The sequence below is a fragment of the Aureibacter tunicatorum genome (genome assembly GCF_036492635.1).
Taxonomy (GTDB): domain Bacteria; phylum Bacteroidota; class Bacteroidia; order Cytophagales; family Cyclobacteriaceae; genus Aureibacter; species Aureibacter tunicatorum.
On sequence record NZ_AP025305.1, the window covers coordinates 1933865 to 1958781 of the forward strand.

Sequence of the window (24917 nt, forward strand, 5' to 3'; positions counted from 1 at the left end):
AGAAATTATGGGCAAACCAACAGGTTTTCAAGAATATAAAAGAGAGTTGCCGAGTAAAGTGGATCCACTTACTCGTGTGAAAAATTATAAGGAATTTTATTTAGAATTTTCAGAGGAAAAGATTCAATGCCAAGCGGCTAGATGCATGGATTGCGGTGTCCCGTTTTGTCACTCAGGCTGTCCATTGGGTAATATTATTCCAGAATTCAATGACGCGGTTTATGATCAACAATGGGAGCAAGCATATAAGATCTTGAGTTCCACGAATAATTTCCCAGAGTTTACAGGTCGAATTTGTCCTGCCCCTTGCGAGGCTTCGTGTGTTCTGGGGATAAACAATGACCCTGTTACAATTGAGAATATTGAGAAAAGTATCATTGAAAAAGCTTATCAAAAAGGCTTGGTGAAGGCCAAAATTCCAACTGTGCGTACTGATCAACACGTTGCGATTATTGGTTCTGGGCCAGCTGGTTTGGCCGCTGCTTATCAGTTAAACCAAGCGGGGCACAATGTCACTGTCTTTGAACGAGATGATAGAGCAGGAGGGCTTTTAAGATATGGAATTCCTGATTTTAAACTCGAAAAATGGGTCATCGATAGAAGGCTGAATATCATGGAAGAAGAGGGAATTCAGTTTGTTATGAATACGGAAATAGGTTCTGATCTTTCCGTGGAAGAGGTGTTCTCAAAATTCGATTCGGTAATATTATGCGGAGGTTCGACAGTTCCAAATGATTTGCAGGTAAAAGGCAGGGAGCTTACAGGAGTTCATTTTGCTATGGATTATTTAAAGCAATCCAATAAGCTTGTTGCTGGAGATGCATTGCAGGAAGAGCTTATTAGCTCTGAAGGCAAGCATGTCATTGTAATCGGTGGAGGAGATACAGGTTCGGATTGTGTAGGTACATCAAATCGCCAAGGTGCTAGATCAATTACTCAGTTGGAATTATTGCCAAAACCTCCAGAAAAGAGAGACGCTTCGACTCCATGGCCTATGTGGCCAAAACAATTGAGAACTTCAACTTCCCATGAGGAGGGATGTGACAGGCTATTTTCAGTATTAACCAAAGAGTTTATTGGGGATGAAAATGGAAATGTCAAGGAGATTAAAATCGTGGATGTAGAATGGAAATCCGATTTATCAGGTAAAATGAGTTTTCAGGAAGTTGAGGGAACAGAGCGAATTTTGCCTTGTGACAAAGCGTATCTTTCCATTGGTTTTGCTCATCCCCAAAAAAGTGGATTGTTAGAGGAACTAGGCGTTCATCTTGATGAAAGAGGAAATGTGAAAACTCAAGGATATAAAACTAATATTTCTAATGTATTTGCAGCAGGAGATATGAGAAGAGGCCAGTCATTGGTTGTTTGGGCGATTTCTGAGGGTAGAGAAGCCGCAAGAGTTTGTGATGAATATTTACAGGGAGAATCTGTATTGGCTAGAAAAGATGCATCTTATGTAGTCGTTTAAGCTTAATCGCAAGCATTTAAAATATTGAAAATCCTCCGCATCATGATGCGGAGGATTTTTTATTTATGTTGTTGATATTTAAGACTTGTCTTGTTTGCAAGGTTGGATACCTGCTTTTGACTTTAGCAAAGAATTGACAATTATTAATGATTGTAGTTTGCTTTCGAGTTCCTTTTTGTTAGTTGTTATCTCGTACATTATTCCACAAAAATATGAAATGAGACAAGGGCCATGTTCTAGCCAAAAATCATTCTTATTATAAGCATTCGAATTGCTTGTAGAGAAACTATTTGCAGATTTTCTATATTCTTCATCAGGTGTGAAGAATACATGGTAAGTATAATAATCGGCGATGATTTTTTTTAGCATATTTTGCAAGTAGTTAATTGCTGTTCTTTCATATCCTGTGGGTTTTCTTGTGTATATGTCAAGGCTGATAGTGTCTAGTGCAGCTTGAGCTTCATTTATGTTTCTAGAATATGCGGCTTTGTTGTACAGGTTATATAGATACTGGTCTCTAGGAGTTAGGCTTGCCGAGGATTTTCTGGAGTTATTTCTGTTGAAAATATCCTGAATTGGCTCTGCTTCAAAATAATTAGTTTTCAAATCATTGGAGGATATTTCAGGAATGAATTTGTTAGCGTAGTCTAGAGTGATTGAATCAATAAATGAATTTGTAATTTCAAATGTTTCATCTGTTTTCTTTTGGTTCCCAATTTCTGAGAGTGCTGATTCTAAGCAGTTATTAAAAGTTTCAAGATTGGCGTAGTTAAAGTTATTTGAAGGTGAAACATTGTCATTCTCGTTATTACATGCTTGAAAAGTTAAGGCAAATAATAGAATTAAAAGCAGGAATAGATTTTTCATTTATTATATTATTTTATTCAATAATAATACAATCATCGTGTGTTGAAAATGTTTCGTTTTGGGTTTCATAGTGACTTTTTATGAATTTAATTTAAATACTTCTAGATAGACTTATGCAAAAAAATAAGGCTGCCTTAACCTTAGTTAAAGACAGCCTTTGAATAAAATGATTTAGAAATTATCTATTTCACAATAATAATTTTAACAGTTTCGCTATTTCCATAGCTATCCGAAACTATCACATGATAAGCGCCAGCCGGCAAGTGACTCAAGTTCATCTTGATGTAAGAGTCGCTAGCTTCGCTTCTGTAAAGTTCTGCTCCAGCAACATCTATTACTCTGATGTTCGCATCCAAGTGCTTGCCAAAGTCGATAGAGAATCTGCCTGCCGATGGATTTGGATAAACCTTAAGCTCGATTTCATCAAACTCACCTAATCCTGTCTGCAAATCATCTCCATTAACCAAAAGCTTATACACTACGCTTTCACCATCTTGATTTCTCAATACTACATCAACTCCGCCTTTGCCTGGTACATATTTTACTTCTGTGCCTAATGTTGGGCTAACAAGCTCAACGCCATCCGGCAAATCAATTGAAGTAATCGTTACTGTACCCGCTTCATCTTCAGGCAATGTTACATTGATTGTTCTATCTGAATTATCAACGGTTGCTGACTCATCATTAACTTCAATTCCTCCAATGTTGATATCCGAATTTCCTGAATTGTCTTCAGCATATCTAACATTGATAAAATATGTCGCTTGCTCACCCAATTCATTATAGATAGTAAGCTTTCCATCATTTGAATAATCCCAAAGCTGGCCAATTCTTGGATGAGATCTTTCAAATACAACCGAGCTGCCTTTAAATTTGATATCCTCAACTGCAATTGATGATAAGAATTCGCTATCGCTAATCACAACATCGAACGTTCTATCACCATCAAATGTAGATGAAATTTGTCCGGTCATAGCAACTTCATCTATTTCAAGACCTATAATTGGTCTATTAGAAGCTTTTACTTTATATATGTTCTCCGTAGATCCATTTTTTACAATAAAGTCAACTACCCCATTAGAGAAGTCTATAGTGTTGATATCCGAAGGAGCAATCAGCTCTGCACCTGATGTCAATAAAATTGACTTGATGGAAACATTGCTCAACTCGACAAAGCTGTAAAGCTCTACTTGAATAGCCTTAGCATCTTCATTGATTGTAGCGCTTACTTCATTGTAGAATTCTACACTTAAGATTCTAGCGTCTTTTGGAGCTTCAATTACATTTACTTCAACTGAGATGCTTGTCGATAAATAATCATCTGTTTCATCTATTTGGATAGTCATTTGAGTATTGCCTATTTTCAGCCCTTTTAAGGTATTTTGACCTTCTATTTCAGCCAATGTGGCATCCTCAAATTCATAATGAATAGTTCCTGTACTTTCAGTTTCGATATTCAAGTCAACCGTTTGACCAACTATCACGCTGATTGGACTTGGAGATACAGTCAAAGTAGGAGTTATTCTTTCCTTCTTATAAACTGTTACCGTCCAATCTTGCGAGCTTTCATTCTCTGCTGTTACTGTATAAACTACTGAACCTGTAGAGAAGTCAACTACTGTTTGATCTGCTGGTGAGATCGTAGCTAAGTCAGAAATCGTAATTGTTGGCGTTACTGCTGACAAGTCAACTGTGCTGCTGTAAGGTAATTCTAAAGTAACTGTTTTGGCATTTGCGTCTACAGTTCCAGCTATTCCATCTACAGTATAGGAGATGATGTTTTTAGCTACGCTGCGCTCATCCGTGGCCTTAGTTACTGTTACCGTCCATTCTTGCGAGCTTTCATTCTCAGCTGTTACAGTGTAAACTACTGAACCTGTAGAGAAGTCAACTACTGTTTGATCTGCTGGTGAGATCGTAGCTAAGTCAGAAATCGTAATCGTTGGCGTCACGGCTGACAAGTCAACTGCGCTGCTGTATGGTAACTCTACAGTAACTGTTTTGGCATTTGCATCTACAGTTCCAGCTATTCCATCTACAGTATAGGAGATGATATCTTTAGCTACACTTCGCTCATCTGTAGCTTTAGTAACTGTTACTGTCCATTCTTGCGAGCTTTCATTCTCAGCTGTTACAGTATAAATGACAGAACCTGCAGAGAAGTCAACTACCGTTTGATCTGCTGGTGAGATCGTAGCTAAGTCAGAAATCGTAATCGTTGGCGTTACTGCTGACAAGTCAACTGCGCTGCTGTATGGCAACTCTACAGTAACTGTTTTGGCATTTGCATCTACAGTTCCAGCTATTCCATCTACAGTATAGGAGATGATGTCTTTAGCTACACTGCGACCATCTGCTGCCTTAGTTACCGTTACTGTCCAATCTTGCGAGCTTTCGTTCTCTGCTGTTACTGTATAAACTACTGAACCTGTAGAGAAGTCAACTACTGTTTGATCTGCTGGTGAGATCGTAGCTAAGTCAGAAATCGTAATCGTTGGCGTCACGGCTGACAAGTCAACTGCGCTGCTGTATGGCAACTCTACAGTAACTGTTTTGGCATTTGCATCTACAGTTCCAGCTATTCCATCTACAGTATAGGAGATGATGTCTTTAGCTACGCTGCGCTCATCCGTGGCCTTAGTTACTGTTACTGTCCATTCTTGCGAGCTTTCGTTCTCTGCTGTTACTGTATAAACTACTGAACCTGTAGAGAAGTCAACTACTGTTTGATCTGCTGGTGAGATCGTAGCTAAGTCAGAAATCGTAATCGTTGGCGTCACGGCTGACAAGTCAACTGCGCTGCTGTATGGCAACTCTACAGTAACTGTTTTGGCATTTGCATCTACAGTTCCAGCTATTCCATCTACAGTATAGGAGATGATATCTTTAGCTACACTTCGCTCATCTGTGGCTTTAGTAACTGTTACCGTCCATTCTTGCGTGCTTTCATTCTCAGCTGTTACAGTATAAATGATAGAACCTGCAGAGAAGTCAACTACCGTTTGATCTTCCGGTGATATTGTCGCTAAATCAGAAATTATAATAGTTGGCATTACTGCTGACAAATCAACTGCGCTGCTGTATGGCAATTCTACAGTAACTGTTTTGGCATTTGCATCTACAGTTCCAGCTATTCCATCTATAGTATAAGAGATGATGTCTTTAGCCACGCTGCGCGTATCTTCTTCAATAGTAACATTAATCGTATAAACTTTCTGGACATCACCAGTAGCGGTTACTGTTAGAGTATGGCCATTGGTGAAGTCATAAGTGTTTCCAACCATCAAGGAAGTAGTTGATGAAGGATCGGCCAAAATTATACTCTCTATTTCTAAATTGCTAATATCCGATCCATGAGGCATAATAATATCAATAGTACTTGTTGCTTGATTTACAGATGAGGATGCTTGATCTGTTAAACTAAATGCTGTAATCTCTGGATTCCCTTCTTCAGTAGCAACAAACACCGTTAAAGTATAATTGACTTTTTTATTACCTGCTTGGGTTTTTATTATTGCTTGATTGTTCCCATCTAGAGTTATTTGATATTTGCCATCTCCAATATCTGTATGACTTGTGATTTCTGGATTTTTATTTGGTTTTTTCCAGATTACATTTTCAAATATAACATTAGATAAATCTGAACCAGCAGGTAAAGTAACACCTATTTGATTACCCGCAATTACAGTAGCTACTCCATTTACATCAGCTGATAATATCTCTGCAGCATCCGGTTGATCATGAGTAACAGTTACTTTATATGTAGTAGTTTCATTACATTCTTTTGACCCAACAACAAAGTCCACAAAACCTTTTGTAAAATCATGTTTACTTGGCGTTGGTGTAATAGTCGCAACATCTAGATACTGATTAGGAACATTTACAAATATTCTTAAATTACTTAGATCAATGTCAGATGAAACAACAGCTGCAACAAATGTATTCTCACTATCTACAGGATAATCAATCCCTTCAACATTTATACTTTCTACTACAATTTTACATCTTGGCTCTCTATTAATGATAATTTCATAGTCCTTTGTGATATCATCATCATCCGCGGTAACCGTATAGACTACATTTGAACTTGAAGCATCAACTTGAATACCTATTGACGATTCTATAGTGTTACCTTCCCATGTTATTTCTGGGATAAACTTGCCTATAAAGTCGCTTGTAACATCTACTGTAATAGTACCAGCATCTTGATCAATTTTTTCATCTCCAATTTGAAAATCAGGTATATTGAAATCAGTGATGATAGCAGTTTTATCTAGGTCTTCACGAAGAATTTCGAACTCAATAAGCTCAATAGCTCCTTCATGTGGAACTCCATCAACATAAATAAACTCAGACGTTGCTTCAATTACATATTTCCCTGGCTTTAAACCTGTAATCTTAAATTCAGGAATTTTTGCATTTCCATTTGCTTGAGGGATCCTAACATTGTATGTATTTCCTGTTGGAACTATTTCACCTTCGCCTTGAAGTATTTTGTATGAAACAGTATTGTCCTCGACAACTGAAGGAATATTACTTCCATCCCTAGTGTAAGTCAAACTCCAATAATCATATACAGGTGTAGTTTTGCCTGTGAATACAATATCATCCAATGAATTATAGGTTGTCTGCATCGCAGGTTCAAAAACAATCTTTCTTTCTTTAACTTCTCCATTAATTACTTCAACACAAGTATCAAAATACGTTCTATCTATTTTAAAGTATGGAGCTAGGTCTCTGATCGTTTGCTCTTGCAATTTCCATCTTAAGCATAAATGATTCGAAGTTTGCTTAAAGGTCAATATTTCAGTTTCGGGATCAAATTCTGCTGCGGCTAAATTTGCTGCATCCCAATTATCAGGAATTACCTTTATATCAATATCCTTAAACTCATCAGGAAGTTTATTTGCAATTGCATATTCGATTTTCTTGGATGTGCCTCTTGAATACGTTTTACCATTTTGAGGCCATTTCATCACTATATCTAGGCTACATTTGTCAATAGCTACAAGCGTGGATGTTTCCTTCTCTTTAAAACGATCTGTTCCTTCAAAAATATATCTAATGCTAAAACTACCTGGTTTCAATATTGTAACTCTATTTCCTTTGATTTCTGCGGTTGGCTCTCCTTGAAATTGAAGTTCATATCTGATAGGTAGATTAGCAGGTACTGTTTCTGCATATACATTGAAAGAATGAGGGTCGCAATATGTTCTATTTATTCGATCTTCAACAATAATGTCAATTCTCTCCTTATAGTTCAAACATATTTGTGCCTTATTATCGTCTGGGTTTGTATCCAACAAACTAGAGATAATATTTGCGTTCATGCAAATCTCCTCATTCTCAGAGCCTTCTCTCAATCGAACTTTTACGTTTAGTGTTTCATTCGCATTTTTAGCTAGAACATCAAATCTCCACTGATTTAGTTCAGTATCATAATCTCCAGAACTTGCTGTTGGCGCTTCTACTAATTCAAGTCCTTGGTCAAGAATAAAGTTGACTCTCACATTATGCGCATCATGATCGCCACTAACATGCGTTAATTTCAATGTAACATTGAACTCTTCACCTATTGCAGGCTTAGCGTTGTCTGTTTCCATCTCGATTCTTAAGTCGCCTTTATAAGCTTCTGCTCCATATACTTTAACCTGACTTGATTTCCATCCAGCAGCGTATAGTCTGCCGGCAGCATCAAATGAGGGCTCAAATGGATCGAGTATTATTCTCTTTTGATAAGAAAGACCATTCTTCCCATAAGTGCTACAACTAGATAAACCATCCTTGCTTAAATCTTCATATTTCTTATTGGTATAAAAATCAGGCTGACCTAATACTACATCAAAAGGAGCGTAGTTTGTTGTAGGCAAATCATTGTAGATAACTATTCTATTATTTCCATATTCAGAAATCGCAAGTCTGTTTTCAGAATCTATTGCGACTCCATATGGCCAAGAAAATTCCCTATTGCTAATACCCCAGCTTCTGTCAAAGAAACTCTTTTGGCCAAGCACGATATCAGCTTTTGCTCCATTGGACGTAGGCACTCTGTTATAAATCAAAACTCTTGTATTGCCAGGGTCAGCTATGACCATTTTTCCGTCTCTGGTGATAGCGACTGAAGAAGGCGTCCATAAAGTTGTGGCTGTAGTCCCTGATTGATCTGAATACATATTAGGTTGGCCAACAACAATATCAGCATCCATGAAATGGTCTTCAGGTACATCATTCCAAATAAGCACACGGTTGTTTCCTGCATCACATACAATGAACTTTCCATCTTCAGTAAATGCCATGCCGTGTGGGTCGTTAAAGACTGCTGGGCCTGTTGGATATTTATCTATTTCATAATCTTGTGCCAATCCAAATGACGAACGGCCAAGTACGATATCCGCATCCTCAACGGTAATATATGGATCCTCTCCATTTGCTTTGCGTTGATCAGCTTTTTCCATAGCCTTATAGATGTTTTTGTAGATAAGAACTCTATTTCCACCTCTATCAGCTACAGCAAGCATATTTCCATCTCTAGAGAAGGCGATATTGCCAGGTCCATTGGTGTATGTCCCAAAATCCTGAACAGACGGTATTCTGTCTTCATTCCATTTCTTTTGACCTAGTATATAATCAGCATCGCCTAATGCAGGATTATTATTATCAACCCCAGGACCTCTTTTCCAAATCATCACTCTGTTCGCATTCTGAGCAGCAACAGCTACTAACCCACCAGTACTTACCTTTACTGAAGTCGGAATAGGTGTTTTGCTTCTTGAGGGTTCAGGTCCATTAGGATAATTATTTGCGCCATCTATACAGAAATTATCATCACCAATCACATGCTTCGCTTCCATGAAATTGATGAATTTATTCGGCTGATTTCTATCAAGAATTACAACATATAAATCATTAAACGGATCAGATGGACCGTAACCTCTTCCTTCAGAGTGCACTGAAATTCTAACCAAGCCAGGGGCTTCAGCAATAAGCTTTCTACCTTCAAGTCTTGCAAAATCATTACCTTCTATAATTTTAAAATGAAGATCTCCTCCAGTAATCGCATTTTGTCTAAACAATCCTTTAGGTTCTAAAACTCCATCTATATTTTCTGTATCTGTACTTGAAATATCTTCAATAATATCATCCACATAAATGTCTCTATGATATCTTGGATAAACTGTCAAATAATTTTCACGTAATAATGTACACCAATTCCAATTTGTGTCTAATGTTACGGAATTAGTCGCCTTAAAACATCTATTTGGATCATACTGATCAACTGCATTAATACTCTTAATATGGCAATAATTGACATGAACTTGATTAGGACCGGTGTTGATAAAATCCACTTTACTCTGACCTAAAAATTTTATTGGTTTTTCGGGTACACCTATTGCTGTAATCTTTTCAAAAGTTTGCGCACTACCACCTCCTATAGAAACGATAGCACCAGGATGGAATTTCAATTCATTATAAGTATTATTACCATATAATAAAATAGGTCTAACTTCATCGTAATCGATACTTAAGCGTAAATCACTCGTTTTAAAAGCAACTCTATTATAAGTTCTATCTCCACCATTAAATCTAGAATCATGCTGGTATATACTACCTGGTTGAGGCAACTCATAAGTAGAAACAGTAATCGTAGAGTTCTTTTGAGTAAATGTTAATGCCTCTGGGTTGTCCCAATACCCTGGTAAGTTCCAATATCCCGTTTCAATTTCACCATCATCAAGATTTAATGTTTTCTTATTAGTCGTTTTTGAAACCTGAAATTCTTGGAACATTCTCATGTAATGATCACCAAAAGAAAGGATGCCTTTGTTTAGTATACCTATTTGTCCATAAAAATCACCAGCAAGTTTCCATGCACCTGTTTCTGATGGAGCATCAAAGAAAACTTTCTCATAGAAAATCTCGTCAGATTCGAATATAAGCTCTGCGGGATCGTCAACAGTATTCTCAGATTTAAGGTATAATTTACCCCATTTACCAAAGACATTTTTAGGAATTTTTAAATCTCCATATACAGTAATTGCCAAGTTTTCATCAACCACAGTAAACTCTGGGCGATTCGTTACTTTCATCATATCAATATTCGCTGCTTCAAAATTCTCAGTAAATATGATTGACTGTTGCGTCTTAGTAAATGAATTTTCATCAAAAATGATATTGTCATGTCTAGAAGGCATTCTTTCATGCTTAACAGAACCACCGGAAGCAGTTGCCCAATGAGAAAGGTCTCCCCATTCACCGCCATTTTCCACCCAATAATAATCTTTTGGCTCGCCTTTATCCAGCGTCAACTCAGCCGCATCTGATAATGGAGAATTAATAGGATCTACAATAGCCTGAACTTTGAAATAGTAAGTATTTCCTGGGATAAGGTTGTTTAAAATTTTCTCCGTTGTATTTGCCGGAGCTTCATCTATTTTTTCATATCTCAGGCCAGTAAAGTCAGTCGCATAAATATCAAATCTTATTTCTCCATCTGTATTATCTTCCCAAGTTAATCTAGCTTGCTCTACATTCTCAGCAACTTTAAATGCTTGAAGATTAGTAGGCTTGGATGGTACATCAACTTGATTCTCATCCATGAAAACTATTCTGTAATCTTCTGCTTCTCCTTCTTTGAATTTAGTTGAAAGTCCACAAGCCTCAACATCATCCAACGTGTATGTCCAATCATTATATGTATAGTTCAGAGAATATGTCACAACTCTTAAGTAGCGCTTAGAGCCATGCTTAAGATTAGCTGGTACAGTTATCTTTGTTGTATACCTCTTCTTATCTTTTAATAAAGCAGCTTCAGCTAAAACAGTTTCTCCGTTATCATTAAAATCCCCATCAGCATTCCAATCAATAAAAGCTTTAACTCCTATTTCCGTATCAATATCTTGATAATCTTGCTTGATTTTACCGTCTACAAAAATTTCCAATTCAAGCTCATCTGACTTATCTACAACAGCTTCTTGATAAGCATCATAATGATAGGTTCCCTTCCAAGGAGATGGATTGTTTAACTGTCCAAATGTTACTTGGGATATACCTAATTCATTCCCAAATTGTGATTTAGTCTGACAATATTTGGGTTCTTGATCTTCTGTCTCATCATGTTGTAGTTTAAACTCAATACTTCCGTCAGCAAGTTCTTTAATGTCATATATACGCACACCAGTTTCCGGCTTTCCTTCATAGTTTGAATTTGAATTTGGAATAGTATTTGGTCCAAATTCAGTCTTTCCTAACAAACCTGGCCAAGTATCAGTGTCTTGAGTATCGCCATCTTGAGTGCCATCAGCTTCTTCTATATCAACTCCATCAAAATCAAACCCTGGTGCTCCATTTGGCGTGTAATTGTATCTATTACTAATATCAGCTAGCCTTTCCTGCAAATGCCAGATTAACATGCCTTCTGCCGGTATAAAAAGATCATTTTTCTTTTTTACTCTATTTTCAAGAATAAAATAATCCTGACCATACCTTGTGTTTATTTGGTAATAATTAGATTTATTATCAGTACTTGGCGGCAATGTATAAGTTCCATCATCATCCTTATATAGTTCTTGAGGAGTAATCCAGCCTAAGGCAGCCTTGGTGTAAACACTAAAGTCTGTAGGAAAGTACTGACCAGCTACCCATGCACCACCGGCCATAATATCCCAAACACCTAATGTAAACTTCTCCTTATGGTAAATATCCGGCATGCCCAATAAGTGTCCAAACTCATGAACAATATTGCCGATACCCACCATGGACTGCTTCTTATCCCCATTATCATCCCAATAAAATTGTGATTCAGATTGAATACAATAATCACTGTAAACCCAAACTTGAGCAGGCCAATTACTAGGATCATTCTTTAACTGAAGGCCACCACCTGGTCTTTTTTCTAAATCATAAATTCTAGGATTTCTATACTCCCGTTGGCCATTATTGTTGTAAACATATTTTATCTGCGTGTTGCTATTATTCACTACAACAATGCCTTTTTCAGGGTTCGAATTGTACTCAATACTATTTCTTCTTGGCCAAACATATTGACCATCGCCCTGCTGGGAGGCGCCAGGCCCTGCGTGCATTATCACAACACCATCAATAAAACCATCTCCATCACTATCATACTGAGAAGGATTGCCTAAGTTGCCTGGTAAAGATTTGCTAATTGCTTCGTGCACTAAATCAAACGTTGGACCTTCTCCATTTTGATCACCATATGCTGTATGGCTTTGACTGGCTCTTACCGGACTGTATGTCGCGAGATTAAATTGTAAATTCAGCTGGCCATAAGAAGCATTTCTATAATAATCCTTTACAGTCATATATCCATCGCCAGGATTATCATCAGGTATATATGAATTCCCGTTAAATAAAATTTCAAAAGCTCTATAAGGATCTCCACCACCAAGTGGATTATTGCCATCACCTTGAGTAATGTCGTAATTCACTCTCATAGTTTGACCATCATGTTGGTTACTTCCAAAGCCATAGTTATTGAAGCCAACCATAAAAACAGGAACTCTAAGGTTTCCTTTGGAAGGAACAGAAGCGTTCTTCGTTCTTAGAGGGTCTCCAATCTTATCTTGTTCGATCTTAAATTGCTTTTCCTGAATATCGATTTCTCTTGGATCGGGTGATAAATGTTTGTTTATCCCTATCGGAGGTAGACCATTATCGTATTTTTGGCCTGAAGGAATCAACCTGCCATTGGCTTTGGCAGCATATTGCAAATAACCATTGATGTTCAAAAGTGAATATCCTCTACTGTCAATTAGATATAATTGACCATATTCACTTATGGCTCTAAATAGCCCCTTTTGACCATTTCCATGTCTTATTTCAATGGTATGAGCACAATGTGTTTCTGTGTGATCCTTATGATGATTCTCAGCTTTGACTGAGAAACAAGAAAGAATCATCATTGCCCAACTGAGCAAGAGTAATTTTTCTCTGGTACTTTTTTTTCTCATTGGAATCGGTTTCTGTGTAAATTTTTAAATGTATAGTTATTGTTTAGTTGATATATTTGAAATTTTTATTGATATGGGTTGATAAATTATTTTTCAATAATATAATCATTAAAAAAGTTAAATTATAATACTGTTTTTTCAGATAAAATTCATTTATAGTTATATATTAACTATTAAAAATTAATAATAAATCATTTAAATATTTGATTATAATATGGTAAAATGTGATTAAATAAATCTATTTCTCTTTAATGTTGATTGATATCTTGAAGTTTTGACTGATTATAATCCTATGTTGGGATAATTCTAATTTAATTGTGGGTGGGGTTGTGTCGGATTGAATCTTTATATGAAATTTTAACCTAGAGCAAATCAAAATGAATGGCTATAATTAAAGCATATAGCATAGTCAAAATCATTATGCTATTTTTTTATCCTAGCTAATGATTGAAATTTGATATTTCTTCTGTCAACTAGATGATAGTTTCTGCTAACGGATTCATTTATTCGGCGAATGCGAATTTTTAGGTTTGTGGCCTTTTATGCTTTATTGGTCGGTAGAAAGCTTGCGATGGTTTAATAAAAGCGAATCAAAACAATGCGCGCTTATTAAAATCGTAATATCTCTAGAATTTGAAAATTTTGAGTCATACGATGATGGTAAGAAAAATAGTGGTAGCCTGTTCAGGAGTTTTGATTATTGCGCTTTCGTTAGTTGTCATGAGATTGTTGGCAAATCAGAAAAAAAGGCCTGAGAGAAAAACTCAAATGGAGCAAGTGTTTATGTCTCCTTTGCTTGAAGTGAATAACTCATCCATGAAGACAAGCTTGTCTGCTATGGGTGTGGTTGAGGCTGTGAACAAAGTTGAGATTTATGCCGAGGTCGGTGGAATTATGAAAATGACATCCAAAAACTTTTTAGAGGGTATGTCTTATCGTGGCGGAGAATTGATGATTAGTATTGACAGTCAAGAGGATGAGATGAATTTGAAGTCGATGAAAAGCGAATTGCTTAACCTCATCGTTGAATTGTTGCCTGATTTAAAGTTGGATTATATTAACAGTTATGAGCAATGGAGTGAGTATTTGAAAAATTATAATATTGAAGGAAAGACTGAAGAGCTTCCTTCTCCTTTGTCAGAACAGGAAAAGTACTTTATATCTGCCCGTGGCATACAACAAAAGTACTATGATATCAAATCGTTAGAAGCCAAGCTTTTTAAATATAATATTTACGCTCCTTTTGACGGTGAGTTGATTGAGTCGAATATTAAGCCGGGGACTCTGGTTAGAACAGGTCAGAAATTGGGAGAATATATCAATTCAAATCAATTTGATTTAGTCGTTTCGTTGAGTTTGGAAGATGCGAAAAGTGTCAAACAAGGTTCGGAAGTGGATGTGGTTTCTAATGCTACAGGAGAAACTTGGTCCGGTGAAGTGCATAGAGTGAATAAATCGATAGATGAAATGACTCAGACCGTTAAAGCCTTTGTTCGGATAAATGGAAATGACTTGAAAGAGGGGATGTTTCTCAAAGCTGAAATATATACAGGAAAAACCAATTCGGGAATTGAAATACCAAGGAAGCTGTTGTTGGAAGATAATAGCGTTTTTGTATTGGAAAATGATATGGCAACTAAAGTCAAGGTAAATGTCATTCAGCAGAAAGATGATAAGGTGATTGTAAGCGGAATAGAAGATGGAAGCAAGGTGATTCTTAAAGCCCAAGGTTTGGAAGTTGGCAAGCCTGTGATTGGAGAGAATTCCTCAATATCCCACTCATAAACGAGTCTTACGGAAAACACTTTGAAAGGTAATAAATCCAGCAAGTCATGAAGAAATTTGTAGGTTATTTTATCAAGTACCCAATAGTCAGCAATTTGTTGATCGTGTCGATTTTGGTATTTGGTTTTTTGAGTATGAGAATGGTGAGGTCAACGCTTATTCCAAGAATTGATTCCAATGTGATTTTGATAAGTATCAACTACCCGGGAGCATCTCCGGAAGAAGTGGAAAATGGGGTAGTAATGAAGATTGAAAATCAAATTCAAGGTTTGAGCGGAATAGACAAATATACCTCCATTTCATCTGAAAATACGGCTTCTATTACTATAGAGACCAAGATGGAAGCTAATATAGATGTCGTTCTCCAAGAAGTGAAAAATGCTGTGGATGGAGTCAGTTCTTTTCCCACGGGAATGGAACCTCCGGTTGTGGAAAAGAAGTTGTACGCTCAGAAGGCTATAAATTATGCAATTAGCGGTGATGTAAGCTTGGTTGAGCTTAAGAAGCATGCGCAGAGAATTGAAGATGGACTCAGAAGAGAGGCGAATGTTACTGAGATAGAGATCAGAGGTTATCCTGAGGAAGAAATACAAGTGTCGCTCAATGAAGAGGCGATGAGAAGGTATCAATTTACATTTGATGAAATAGCTAAGGCTATTGAAGACAATAACTTGGACTTGACAGGAGGGACGCTCAAGGGGGCTGATGAGGAACTTATGATTCGAACGCGTCAAAAAGGGTATTATGCGGAAGATCTTAGAAACATAGTGCTAAGAAGCAATAATGAAGGCGCTGTGGTGAGATTGCAAGATGTTGCTAATGTGACGGATAGATGGGAAGAGGATCCGGATAGGTTTTATGTGAATGGAGAGCCTGCTATTGAAATTCAAGTGAATTTTTCTGAGATAGAAGATATTATTGTCGTTGCAGATGATACGAAAGCATTTTTCGAACGATTCAATGATAAAGATTACCCAGCAAAAGCAACAGAGCTTAGAGATAGATCTCGGGATATTGTTATTATGAAAAGAGTTCTTGTGGAAAGTGGTATTGTCGGAATTATTTTGGTTTTGGTGATTCTTTCATTATTTCTTAATCCTAGGCTTTCCTTTTGGGTTGCTTTCGCCATACCTATATGTTTCATGGGGATGTTTATTGTGGCAGCCATGGCTGATATCACGATGAATAAAATGTCTTTGTTTGGCTTGATAATCGTGATTGGGATTTTGGTCGACGACGGCGTAGTGATTTGCGAAGCTATATATCAAGAATACGAGAAAGGCAAGTCGAGATTTGAAGCTACGGTTGATGGTGTTCGTAAAGTGTTCCCATCAGTGTTTTCAGGCGTATTGACGACTATTGTGGCTTTTTCGACCTTCTTTTTCTTGAAAGGGAAATTCGGAGAAATGTTCTTTGAGCTGGGCATTGTAGTAGTTGCGACTTTGGCATTTTCTCTTTTGGAAGGTGTGACAACACTTCCTGCTCACGTGGCGAATTCAAAGGCATTGAAAGTTAAAAGAGAGGAAAAGAAGGTGAGTATTGGAGAACGATTTTTATTGAAAATAAGAGATCGATATTTCATGCCGGTTTTGAGTAAAAGTTTGAGGTACGGATGGTTGACATTGATTATTCCTATAGCTATTGTGATCATAACTAAAGGGGCGGTTGATGGAAATATTATAAAGATTGGCGATGCCTCGGTTGAAGATTATAGTGAAGTAGTCGTCGAATTAAAAATGCCTTCAGGAACTCCGGAATCTACTACCGTTGACGTTTTGAACTATATCGAGGATATGGCATTGAAAACGGTGAGTCAGTTTGACGAAGATTATCAAGCAAGTGAAAGCTATATGACATTTATCACTCAGTCGATAAGCGCGGCAGATGAAGGTCAGGTTGTTGTTAATCTTGTTTCTACTGATCAGAGGGAGTTTAGCTCGGAAGATTTTGCGAATATTATGATGCAACATGTCGGCCCTTTGCCGGAGGCGGAGAGACTAGAGTTTGTGCAAGAGTCAAATTTTGGCAAGCCGATTTCCATGTATTTGGTTGGGCAAGAGTTGGTAGAGCTTAAACAAGCCAAAGATTGGTTGAAGTCGGAGTTGTTGAAACTTAAGGGGCTTAAAAATGTGCAAGACGATGATGTCACTGGTATGAGGGAAGTTGAAATCACTCTTAAAGATCAAGCGCACTTGATGGGCTTGAATTTGAATGATGTTGTAAGGCAAGTGCGTCAGGGATACTTTGGAGAGGAAGCTCAAAAGCTCACAAGAGGAAAGGATGAGGTTAAAATTTATGTGAGGTATGAGTCTGCTGAGCGTAGAAATGTTGGGCAGCTTGAGAATATGATGATCAGGCTTGATGACGGCAGGGAGATTCCTTTGAAAGAAGTGGCGAACTTGGGATATACACGAAGCGTTATATCTATTAATCATTTGAATGGCAATAGGCAGATAACTTTGGAAGCTGATTTGGCCAATTCTGAAGTGAGTTTAGCGGAAGTCAGAGCGGAGATTGACAATGTCATATTAAAGGAGTTTGGTTCAAGATATCCGGATATTTCTATTGAATATGGAGGTAGAAATGAAAAGATGAAAGACACTTACGCGTCAATGGGTGATGTGGTACCGATTATTACATTTATAATATTAGCCATTATCATATTTACTTTTAGGTCATTGTCTCAAACCTTTTTAATCTTTGTGCTTATACCATTGAGTATGGTAGGAGCCTTATGGGGACATTGGGTGCACGACTACGGAGTGGATTTGCCTTCCATGTTGGGTATGGTCGCGTTGATTGGTGTTTTAATCAATGATTCAATCGTGTTGATTGAAGCATATAATCAGAATCTAAGAGAAAGAGCAGGGATGATGATGGCGTTGATGAGAGCTATTAAATCAAGATTTAGACCGATTATGTTGACAACTTTGACGACTTGCGCTGGATTGTTGCCTATGATTTTGTCTAATGATCCGGATACGCAATTTGTAGTGCCAATGGGTATATCCTTGTTTTATGGTTTGTTGACAGCGACTGTGCTTACTCTTTTGATTTTGCCTTCAATGATCGTAGCTGTAAATTCTTTCAAAAGATTCTTAAAGTGGGCATGGGAAGGAAAAATGGTTAGCAAAGAGTCTGTGGAACATGCCTGTAAAGAAGCGCAAGTGGATTTGGAAGCGGGAAAAGCTATTTAATCCATCACTAAGAATTGAACATCTAATTATTTCTAAAAAATGATAGTCAATATGAGATATTGTGTGTTGTTGTTGACGCTTATTGTGATGAATATAAGCTATGCTCAGGAAAAGTTGACGTTTGAGGATGCTGTGAAAATAGCTCTGGAGAATAATTTTGATATAAAAATGATAGAAAATGATGCTGAGATCATTAAAAATCAAGCTACTGTTGGTAATGCAGGTTTATTGCCTACAGTTGATGTGTCAGCGGGAGCGAGCTATACTAATGGAGTCAACGCGAATGTTGGTAGGGAGATTGAATTGACCAATGTGAATGCCGGATTGGGGATGACTTATACTATATTTGATGGTATGGGAAGATTCAATACGTATAAAAAACTTAAGCAATCTTCAGATGTTGCTGAGCTTAGGGAGAGAGCGGATATCGAGTCCGTGATTCTTCAGCTTTCCAATGAGTTTTATAATCTTGCTGTGGCGGATGAAAATCTTAAAATCGCTAAGGAAGGTTTGGAGATTTCGAAGGAGAGGTATTTGAGAGCTAAAACCAAATTTGAATTTGGTAAGACTAGGAAAGTCGATGTGCTTCAAGCTGAAGTTGATCTTAATACTGATAGCCTTACTATGGTGGATGCATCCAATAATCTGGCTTCGGCAAAAAGAAATATGAATGTGTTATTGGGAAGAGAGTCGAATTTGAACTTTAATATAGCCATTGACGGTGTTGATTTTGCAAAGTTGGAGCTTCAGGTGATTAAGGAAGATGCTTTGGAAAGAAATGCTTCTTACTTGGAAGCGGTTTCTGATATGGATGTCAAAGAATTGGATTTGAAAATCACTCAAGCTTCACTGTTCCCTAAGTTGTCATTTAGCGCAAATTATAGCCTTCAACAGGTGGAGCAAGACCAGTTCGCATTAAATTTTGACGATCCTAAAGGAACGGTGGCCACGGGTTTGACTTTGTCGTATAATATATTTGATGGCGGCAAGCGAAATATTGAAAGACAAAATGCGAAAATCGCGTTGGAAAATAGCAGGTTGCAAAAGGAAAGTTTTGAATTGATGTTGATTAGAGATATTGAAAATGGCTATGCGAATTACCAGAATAGTTTGTTGAAAGTGAGTATCCAAGAAAACAGCTTGAATGTAGCGGAGTTGAATTTTCAGCAGGTTGAAGAAAGGTATAATTTGGGACAAATGACAGCAACTGAGTTTCGCGAGGCACAGTTGAATCTGTTGCAGTCGAAAAGCAATTTATACACCTCCATTTACGAAGCTAAACTCACAGAGATTGAACTTTATAGACTTAGAGGCACTTTATTGAATTAGAAGCAAATTAAGGATGGCATTAGAGCAGTTAAAGAACTTGAGTAACGACAATTCGAAGAGCGGAGGGACTATAAGTTTTGTCAGGCATGTTTTTCAGAATAGGTTTTTGCAACATGTGGCATTTTGGCTTTGGGTGTATTTCTTTGGCTTAGTAGTTTCCACTAGTTTGCAGGAAAGAGAAGTTCCTTTTGATCTGCAATTGATAAGAAATATGTCAAACTTGATATTATCGATTCCTTTGACATATTTCAATCTTTATTGGTTGATCCCTCGCTATTTGGATAAGAAAAAATATTTGATGTATGCTCTCTTGGCAATATTGTCGTTGCTTGTGACAGCTTCTTTAACGTATTATATTATTATTCAGACGCATGAGAGCTACTTTTTTAATTTTTTCTATAGAAATATTTATGTTAAAGGCTATGCTAAAGGGACTCTGTTGTTAACCTACAGATATTTAAGCATATGCTTGCTTACGACTTTGCTCCATTTTATTCGAAGAACAATTAAAATTCAAGAAAAAGCGCTTGAATATGAGGAGGTGCAAAAGGAAAAGTATCAGGTTGAGCTGTCAGCTTTGAAAGCTCAAATAAACCCGCACTTTTTATTCAATGCGTTGAATAGTGTTTATTGCTTGAGCTTGGAGGAGTCTAAAAGAACACCAGAGATTATTCTTAAAATTTCTAACTTGATAAGTTACGTTTTATACTCTTGCGAGGATGAAAGAGTCGTGATTCAGAAAGAAGTAGACTTTTTGAGTGACTATATTACGATTGAGACGATAAGAGTTGACGAGTCCACAAGTGTTAGTTTCGATCATACTGGGGATTTGAAAGGTCATAAGATCGCACCTTTGTTGCTTTTGCCTATTGTTGAAAATGCCTTTAAGCATGGCAGTGCTAATGAAAAAGGAGAAGCTTTTGTAAATATAAATTTGCATGTGGATGAAGATAGCTTTCATCTGAAGGTGGAAAATTCTTATGAACAGCAAGATACTGGTGAAAACCCAAATAGTGGAGGCATTGGTTTGGTTAATGTGAGGCGTCGATTAGAATTAATTTATCCTGAAAAGCACAACTTGCAAATTGTTTCAGACGGGAATATATTTAAATTAGAGTTAACCATTGAGTTATGAATAAAATGAATTGTTTGATTGTGGATGATGAAGCGCTTGCTCGAAGAGTTGTTAAGAGGTTTTTGGAAGATGTTCCTTTCTTGAATTTGGTGCAGGAGTGCAAGAGCGCTGTGGAGGCTATCAATGCTTTGGTTGAAAATGAGGTGGACTTGATATTTTTGGATATAAATATGCCGAAGTTGAATGGCTTGGATTTTTTGAGAACGATTACGAACCCTCCTATGGTTATTATAACAACGGCCTATCGAGAGTATGCTTTGGAAAGCTATGAGTTTGATGTGGTGGATTATATCACAAAACCATTTTCTTTTGATAGGTTTATAAAGGCTGTGAATAAAGCCCAATCAAGATATTCTGCAAGTCAACAACCTGCAGTTATTCCGTCAAATGTTAATATAGTTGAAGAAAGTGCTTCTGATGCAGTGCAGCATAGGTTTTTCTTTGTGAAGACAGATAAGAAATTGCAAAAAGTGGACTTTGACGAATTAAAATTTGTGGAAGGATTTGGCGAGTATGTGAAGTTGCATTTGGATAAAGAAGTAATCGTCACGTACATGACTATGAAAAATTTAGAGTCAAGCCTTCCCGATCAAGAGTTTATTAGAATTCACAAATCATTTATCATTTCAATAGGTAGAATTGACAATATTGAAGGACATATTGTGAGAATAGGTGATAAGTTGTTGCCAATAGGTCAAGGTTATCGAAAGAACTTTATGGCAATAATCAAATCGCACATGAAATGATGTTACTAGATTTGATTAACCTTGAATCATTTTGTTAGATTCAATATGATTTTTGAAGATGCTTCAGGGCTTTCGATCATGCCCATATGGCCGGTATTCTTAAGTTTGTGGTAAATAATGTTGGTAGAGATGCTAGCCAGATGATCACTAGTTGCTATTGGTATTATAGGGTCGTGTTCGCCGGCAATAATGGCTTTTGTATTTGAAAAATTTCTTAACACATTGGAGTAGTCATTGCGGTTTTTCATGGCTATAGAGTAAGCAATATAAGTTTCTTTACTTGTTTCTTGAGCCGTTTTGATGATTTCTAGGATGTCCGTTTTAAGTCTTTCTTTGTTTTCTTGGGCAAATAAACTAGGGATGAATGTTGGCATAAGCATTTCCATTCCTCGTTCTTGTACGAACTTAACTGCCTTGTCTCTAATCTCTTTTTTTTCTTCGCTGTCAGCTAGACTGGTGGATTGATATAACGCGAATCCGCTGATAAGTTGTGGATGTTGTTCGGCTAAAGCAAGTGTTATGTAGCCGCCTAAAGAATGTCCAATGACAAGTGGAGGCTCTTCTAGTTCGTTTTTTATAAAGTCTGCGATGATATCGGCAACATCAACTAGTGAGAATTCATGGTCAGAATGAAATTTAGGTAGCGGGCTTTTGCCAAAGCCGGGCAAGTCTATAGCTATAAATTGTTCCTTAGTAGAAATGTAAGGTTCTAAATATTTCCATACTTCCAGTGATTCGCAGAATCCGTGTAAAAAGAGAATAGGTTTGCCTTTACCTGCAATTGTAAAATTTAGTTGATTTGTCATGATAACTATAGACGCAAAAAAAGCAGCCTTAAGCTGCTTTGAAATAGTATTTTTAAACTAATTGAGCGAAAGGTTTTTTCTCAATCTTTTTCTCAAGCATATTGAGAATTGTGTTCTTGATTCCTTCTTGGTCGAATCCGCATTCTCTTTGCAATTCCAATTGGCTTCCGTGTTCAACCACTCTGTCTGGAATTCCCAGTCTTTTGATTTTCGCGGAATATCCATTGTCTGCCATGAATTCGACAACAGCGCTTCCAAAGCCTCCCATTAGACAGCCATCTTCCACAGTGATGATCTTGTCAAATTTGCTAAATACTTCATGAAGCATCTCTTCATCAATTGGTTTTGCGAATCTCATGTCGAAGTGAGCAGGGTTGATGTCATGTTGTGAAAGTTCTTTTCTAACGTCCGTAACATAGTTTCCTATATGTCCTATAGTTAGCACGGCAATTTCTTCTCCGTCGCAAACTTTTCTTCCTTTTCCAATTTCAATTTCTTGCATTGGTGTTTGCCATTCTGGCATTACTCCTTTGCCTCTTGGATATCTAATGCAGAAAGCACCTTTTTGTGGAAGCTGAGCTGTATACATCATGTTTCTCAACTCTTCTTCATTCATAGGAGCTGATACGACAATATTTGGAATACTTCTCATATATGCAATGTCATAAGCCCCATGGTGAGTCGCTCCATCGGCACCGGCGAATCCAGCTCTATCCAAGCAAAATACGACATGCAAATTTTGTAGGCAAACATCGTGTATTACTTGATCATAAGCTCTTTGCATGAAAGTACTATAGATATTGCAAAACGGAACCATGCCTTGAGTTGCTAAACCAGCCGAGAATGTAACAGCATGTTGTTCAGCAATTCCCACGTCAAATGCTCTGTCTGGCATTTCTTCCATCATCAGGTTCAATGAGGAGCCGGAAGGCATAGCGGGAGTGATTCCCATGATTTTATCGTTCTTTTTGGCTAGCTCGATAATTGTTTTGCCAAAAACATGTTGATATTTTGGTGGTTCGGGTTTTTCAGGAACTGTTTTGTGAATTTCACCAGTTACTTTATCGAATGTGCCCGGCGCGTGCCATTTAGTTTGATCCTTTTCAGCTAAGGCAAACCCTTTTCCTTTTGTCGTAAGGACATGGAGAATTTTTGGGCCTGGAATATCTTTCAGGTCTTCCAGTACAGTAGCCAAGTGATCAACATCGTGTCCGTCGATAGGACCGAAGTATCTTAGGTTTAGGGATTCGAATAAATTGCTTTGTTTCAAAAAGAAGCTTTTAGTCGAAGCCTCTACTTTTGAAGCTATTTCTTGAGCGTTAACACCGAATTTGCTGATTTTCCCAAGTGTATTCCAGATATCATCTCTAAATTTATTGTACGTTTTAGAGGTTGTGATATCAGTCAAATAATCTTTCAAAGCGCCAACATTAGGATCAATAGCCATGCAGTTGTCGTTAAGAATGATAAGCATGTTGGAATTGGTTACGCCAGCATGATTCATTGCTTCAAAAGCCATACCTCCCGTTAATGCACCATCACCGATGACAGCGATATGCTGTCTGTCTTTTTCATTTTTATATTCAGAAGCGACAGCCATTCCAAGCGCAGCTGATATCGAAGTGGATGAATGTCCAACTCCAAATGCATCATATTCGCTTTCTTTTCTTTTTGGAAAGCCTGAAAGTCCTTTATAAGTTCTGTTGCTATGAAATAGATCTTTTCTGCCAGTAAGAATTTTGTGTCCATAGGCTTGATGTCCAACATCCCAAATAAGTTGATCATCTGGCGTATTGTATACATAGTGCAAAGCTACTGTTAGTTCCACCACACCTAGGCTTGCGCCAAAGTGACCACCATATACAGATACACAATCAATGATATATTGCCTAAGCTCTTGGCTGATTTTAGTCAGTTCGCTTTTTGGCAACTTTTTTAAATCATCCGGATTATTTATGTTTTTTAATAATTCCCCTGGCTCTATGAACATAATTTTACATTATTATAGACTCTCTATCAACGGCTTAAGTTGGTCATTATTCTTTTTTTGATTTTTGCGATCAAAAGAATATAGCTAATAGTATTCCAAAGCCGTTTTTAAAAGGTGAATGTAGTCATATAAGACTAAACAGTAAAGAGAATCTTAGCTTTTTTTTAGAATTTTTATCGAAAAATAACGAGAGTTGATTAAAAGAAAAGTACCCAGGGCCGGAGTCGAACCGGCACGGCATTGCTGCCATTGGTGTTTGAGACCAACGCGTCTACCAATTCCGCCACCTGGGCATTAAAGTCGACAATTTTGAGTAAATCAAGTACCCAGGGCCGGAGTCGAACCGGCACGGTATTGCTACCATTGGTGTTTGAGACCAACGCGTCTACCAATTCCGCCACCTGGGCATAAAGTCGACAGTATTTGAGTATACCAAGTACCCAGGGCCGGAGTCGAACCGGCACGGTATTGCTACCATTGGTGTTTGAGACCAACGCGTCTACCAATTCCGCCACCTGGGCATTTGTGTTTGGGGAGTGCAAAGGTAGAAATAGTTAAATAAACTGCAAATGGCGAGAGGCATTTTTTTAATTTATTTTTTCTTAAAATGACATTGCGAATCAT

The 24917-nt window shown here is 37.4% G+C and carries 10 protein-coding genes and 3 tRNA genes; 6 read left to right on the forward strand and 7 right to left on the reverse strand.

The window, feature by feature from the left end:
• Positions 1–7 precede the first annotated feature (7 nt).
• Positions 8–1468, forward strand: a complete 1461-nt coding sequence (locus AABK36_RS08320) for a glutamate synthase subunit beta (protein ID WP_309939408.1) — start codon at positions 8–10, stop codon at positions 1466–1468.
• A 78-nt stretch (positions 1469–1546) separates the two neighbouring features.
• Here the strand turns inward: AABK36_RS08320 and AABK36_RS08325 are convergent, their stop codons facing one another.
• On the reverse strand, positions 1547–2335 hold the full coding sequence (locus AABK36_RS08325; RefSeq protein ID WP_309939409.1) for a hypothetical protein: 789 nt from the start codon (positions 2333–2335) through the stop codon (positions 1547–1549).
• A gap of 182 nt (positions 2336–2517) precedes the next feature.
• Complete coding sequence (locus tag AABK36_RS08330) at positions 2518–13305, reverse strand: DUF5018 domain-containing protein (protein WP_309939410.1); 10788 nt, start codon at positions 13303–13305, stop codon at positions 2518–2520.
• Positions 13306–13959: 654 nt separating this feature from the next.
• Between AABK36_RS08330 and AABK36_RS08335 the strand changes: the two genes are divergently transcribed.
• From AABK36_RS08335 to AABK36_RS08355, 5 genes are read left to right on the forward strand one after another with little or no spacing between them, the layout of a single operon-like run.
• A complete protein-coding gene (locus AABK36_RS08335) occupies positions 13960–15090 on the forward strand; it encodes an efflux RND transporter periplasmic adaptor subunit (RefSeq protein ID WP_309939413.1) in 1131 nt (376 codons plus the stop codon).
• 47 nt (positions 15091–15137) lie between these two features.
• Entirely contained in the window at positions 15138–18287 is a 3150-nt protein-coding gene (locus tag AABK36_RS08340) for an efflux RND transporter permease subunit (RefSeq protein ID WP_309939415.1), read from the forward strand.
• Between the two features lie 51 nt (positions 18288–18338).
• Positions 18339–19616, forward strand: a complete 1278-nt coding sequence (locus AABK36_RS08345; RefSeq protein WP_309939416.1) for a TolC family protein — start codon at positions 18339–18341, stop codon at positions 19614–19616.
• Between the two features lie 13 nt (positions 19617–19629).
• Positions 19630–20751, forward strand: a complete 1122-nt coding sequence (locus tag AABK36_RS08350) for a sensor histidine kinase (RefSeq protein WP_309939418.1) — start codon at positions 19630–19632, stop codon at positions 20749–20751.
• The gene (locus AABK36_RS08355) at positions 20748–21497 is read left to right on the forward strand and encodes a LytR/AlgR family response regulator transcription factor (RefSeq protein WP_309939419.1); all 750 of its coding nucleotides are present in this window, start codon (positions 20748–20750) and stop codon (positions 21495–21497) included. Before AABK36_RS08350 ends, AABK36_RS08355 begins: the two co-directional genes overlap by 4 nt.
• 26 nt (positions 21498–21523) lie before the next feature.
• Here AABK36_RS08355 and AABK36_RS08360 read toward each other — a convergent pair whose 3' ends face one another.
• From AABK36_RS08360 to AABK36_RS08380, 5 genes are all read right to left on the reverse strand, one after another.
• Positions 21524–22303 carry an alpha/beta fold hydrolase gene (locus tag AABK36_RS08360; protein ID WP_309939420.1) on the reverse strand — a complete coding sequence of 260 codons (780 nt, stop codon included), beginning with the start codon at positions 22301–22303 and terminating at the stop codon, positions 21524–21526.
• A gap of 52 nt (positions 22304–22355) precedes the next feature.
• A complete protein-coding gene (gene dxs, locus AABK36_RS08365) occupies positions 22356–24293 on the reverse strand; it encodes a 1-deoxy-D-xylulose-5-phosphate synthase (protein WP_309939421.1) in 1938 nt (645 codons plus the stop codon).
• 209 nt (positions 24294–24502) lie between these two features.
• Positions 24503–24586, reverse strand: a tRNA-Leu gene (locus AABK36_RS08370).
• 30 nt (positions 24587–24616) lie between these two features.
• Positions 24617–24700: transfer RNA gene (locus AABK36_RS08375), tRNA-Leu, on the reverse strand.
• 30 nt (positions 24701–24730) lie between these two features.
• Positions 24731–24814, reverse strand: a tRNA-Leu gene (locus AABK36_RS08380).
• Between the last annotated feature and the right edge of the window lie 103 nt (positions 24815–24917).

Coding starts and splice junctions, on each gene's coding strand:
- AABK36_RS08360 (WP_309939420.1), bottom strand. CDS start 22,303: ATGACAAATCAACTAAATTTTACAATTGCAGGTAAAGGCAAACCTATT.
- AABK36_RS08355 (WP_309939419.1), top strand. CDS start 20,748: ATGAATAAAATGAATTGTTTGATTGTGGATGATGAAGCGCTTGCTCGA.
- dxs (WP_309939421.1), bottom strand. CDS start 24,293: ATGTTCATAGAGCCAGGGGAATTATTAAAAAACATAAATAATCCGGAT.
- AABK36_RS08320 (WP_309939408.1), top strand. CDS start 8: ATGGGCAAACCAACAGGTTTTCAAGAATATAAAAGAGAGTTGCCGAGT.
- AABK36_RS08330 (WP_309939410.1), bottom strand. CDS start 13,305: ATGAGAAAAAAAAGTACCAGAGAAAAATTACTCTTGCTCAGTTGGGCA.
- AABK36_RS08325 (WP_309939409.1), bottom strand. CDS start 2,335: ATGAAAAATCTATTCCTGCTTTTAATTCTATTATTTGCCTTAACTTTT.
- AABK36_RS08345 (WP_309939416.1), top strand. CDS start 18,339: ATGAGATATTGTGTGTTGTTGTTGACGCTTATTGTGATGAATATAAGC.
- AABK36_RS08340 (WP_309939415.1), top strand. CDS start 15,138: ATGAAGAAATTTGTAGGTTATTTTATCAAGTACCCAATAGTCAGCAAT.
- AABK36_RS08335 (WP_309939413.1), top strand. CDS start 13,960: ATGATGGTAAGAAAAATAGTGGTAGCCTGTTCAGGAGTTTTGATTATT.
- AABK36_RS08350 (WP_309939418.1), top strand. CDS start 19,630: ATGGCATTAGAGCAGTTAAAGAACTTGAGTAACGACAATTCGAAGAGC.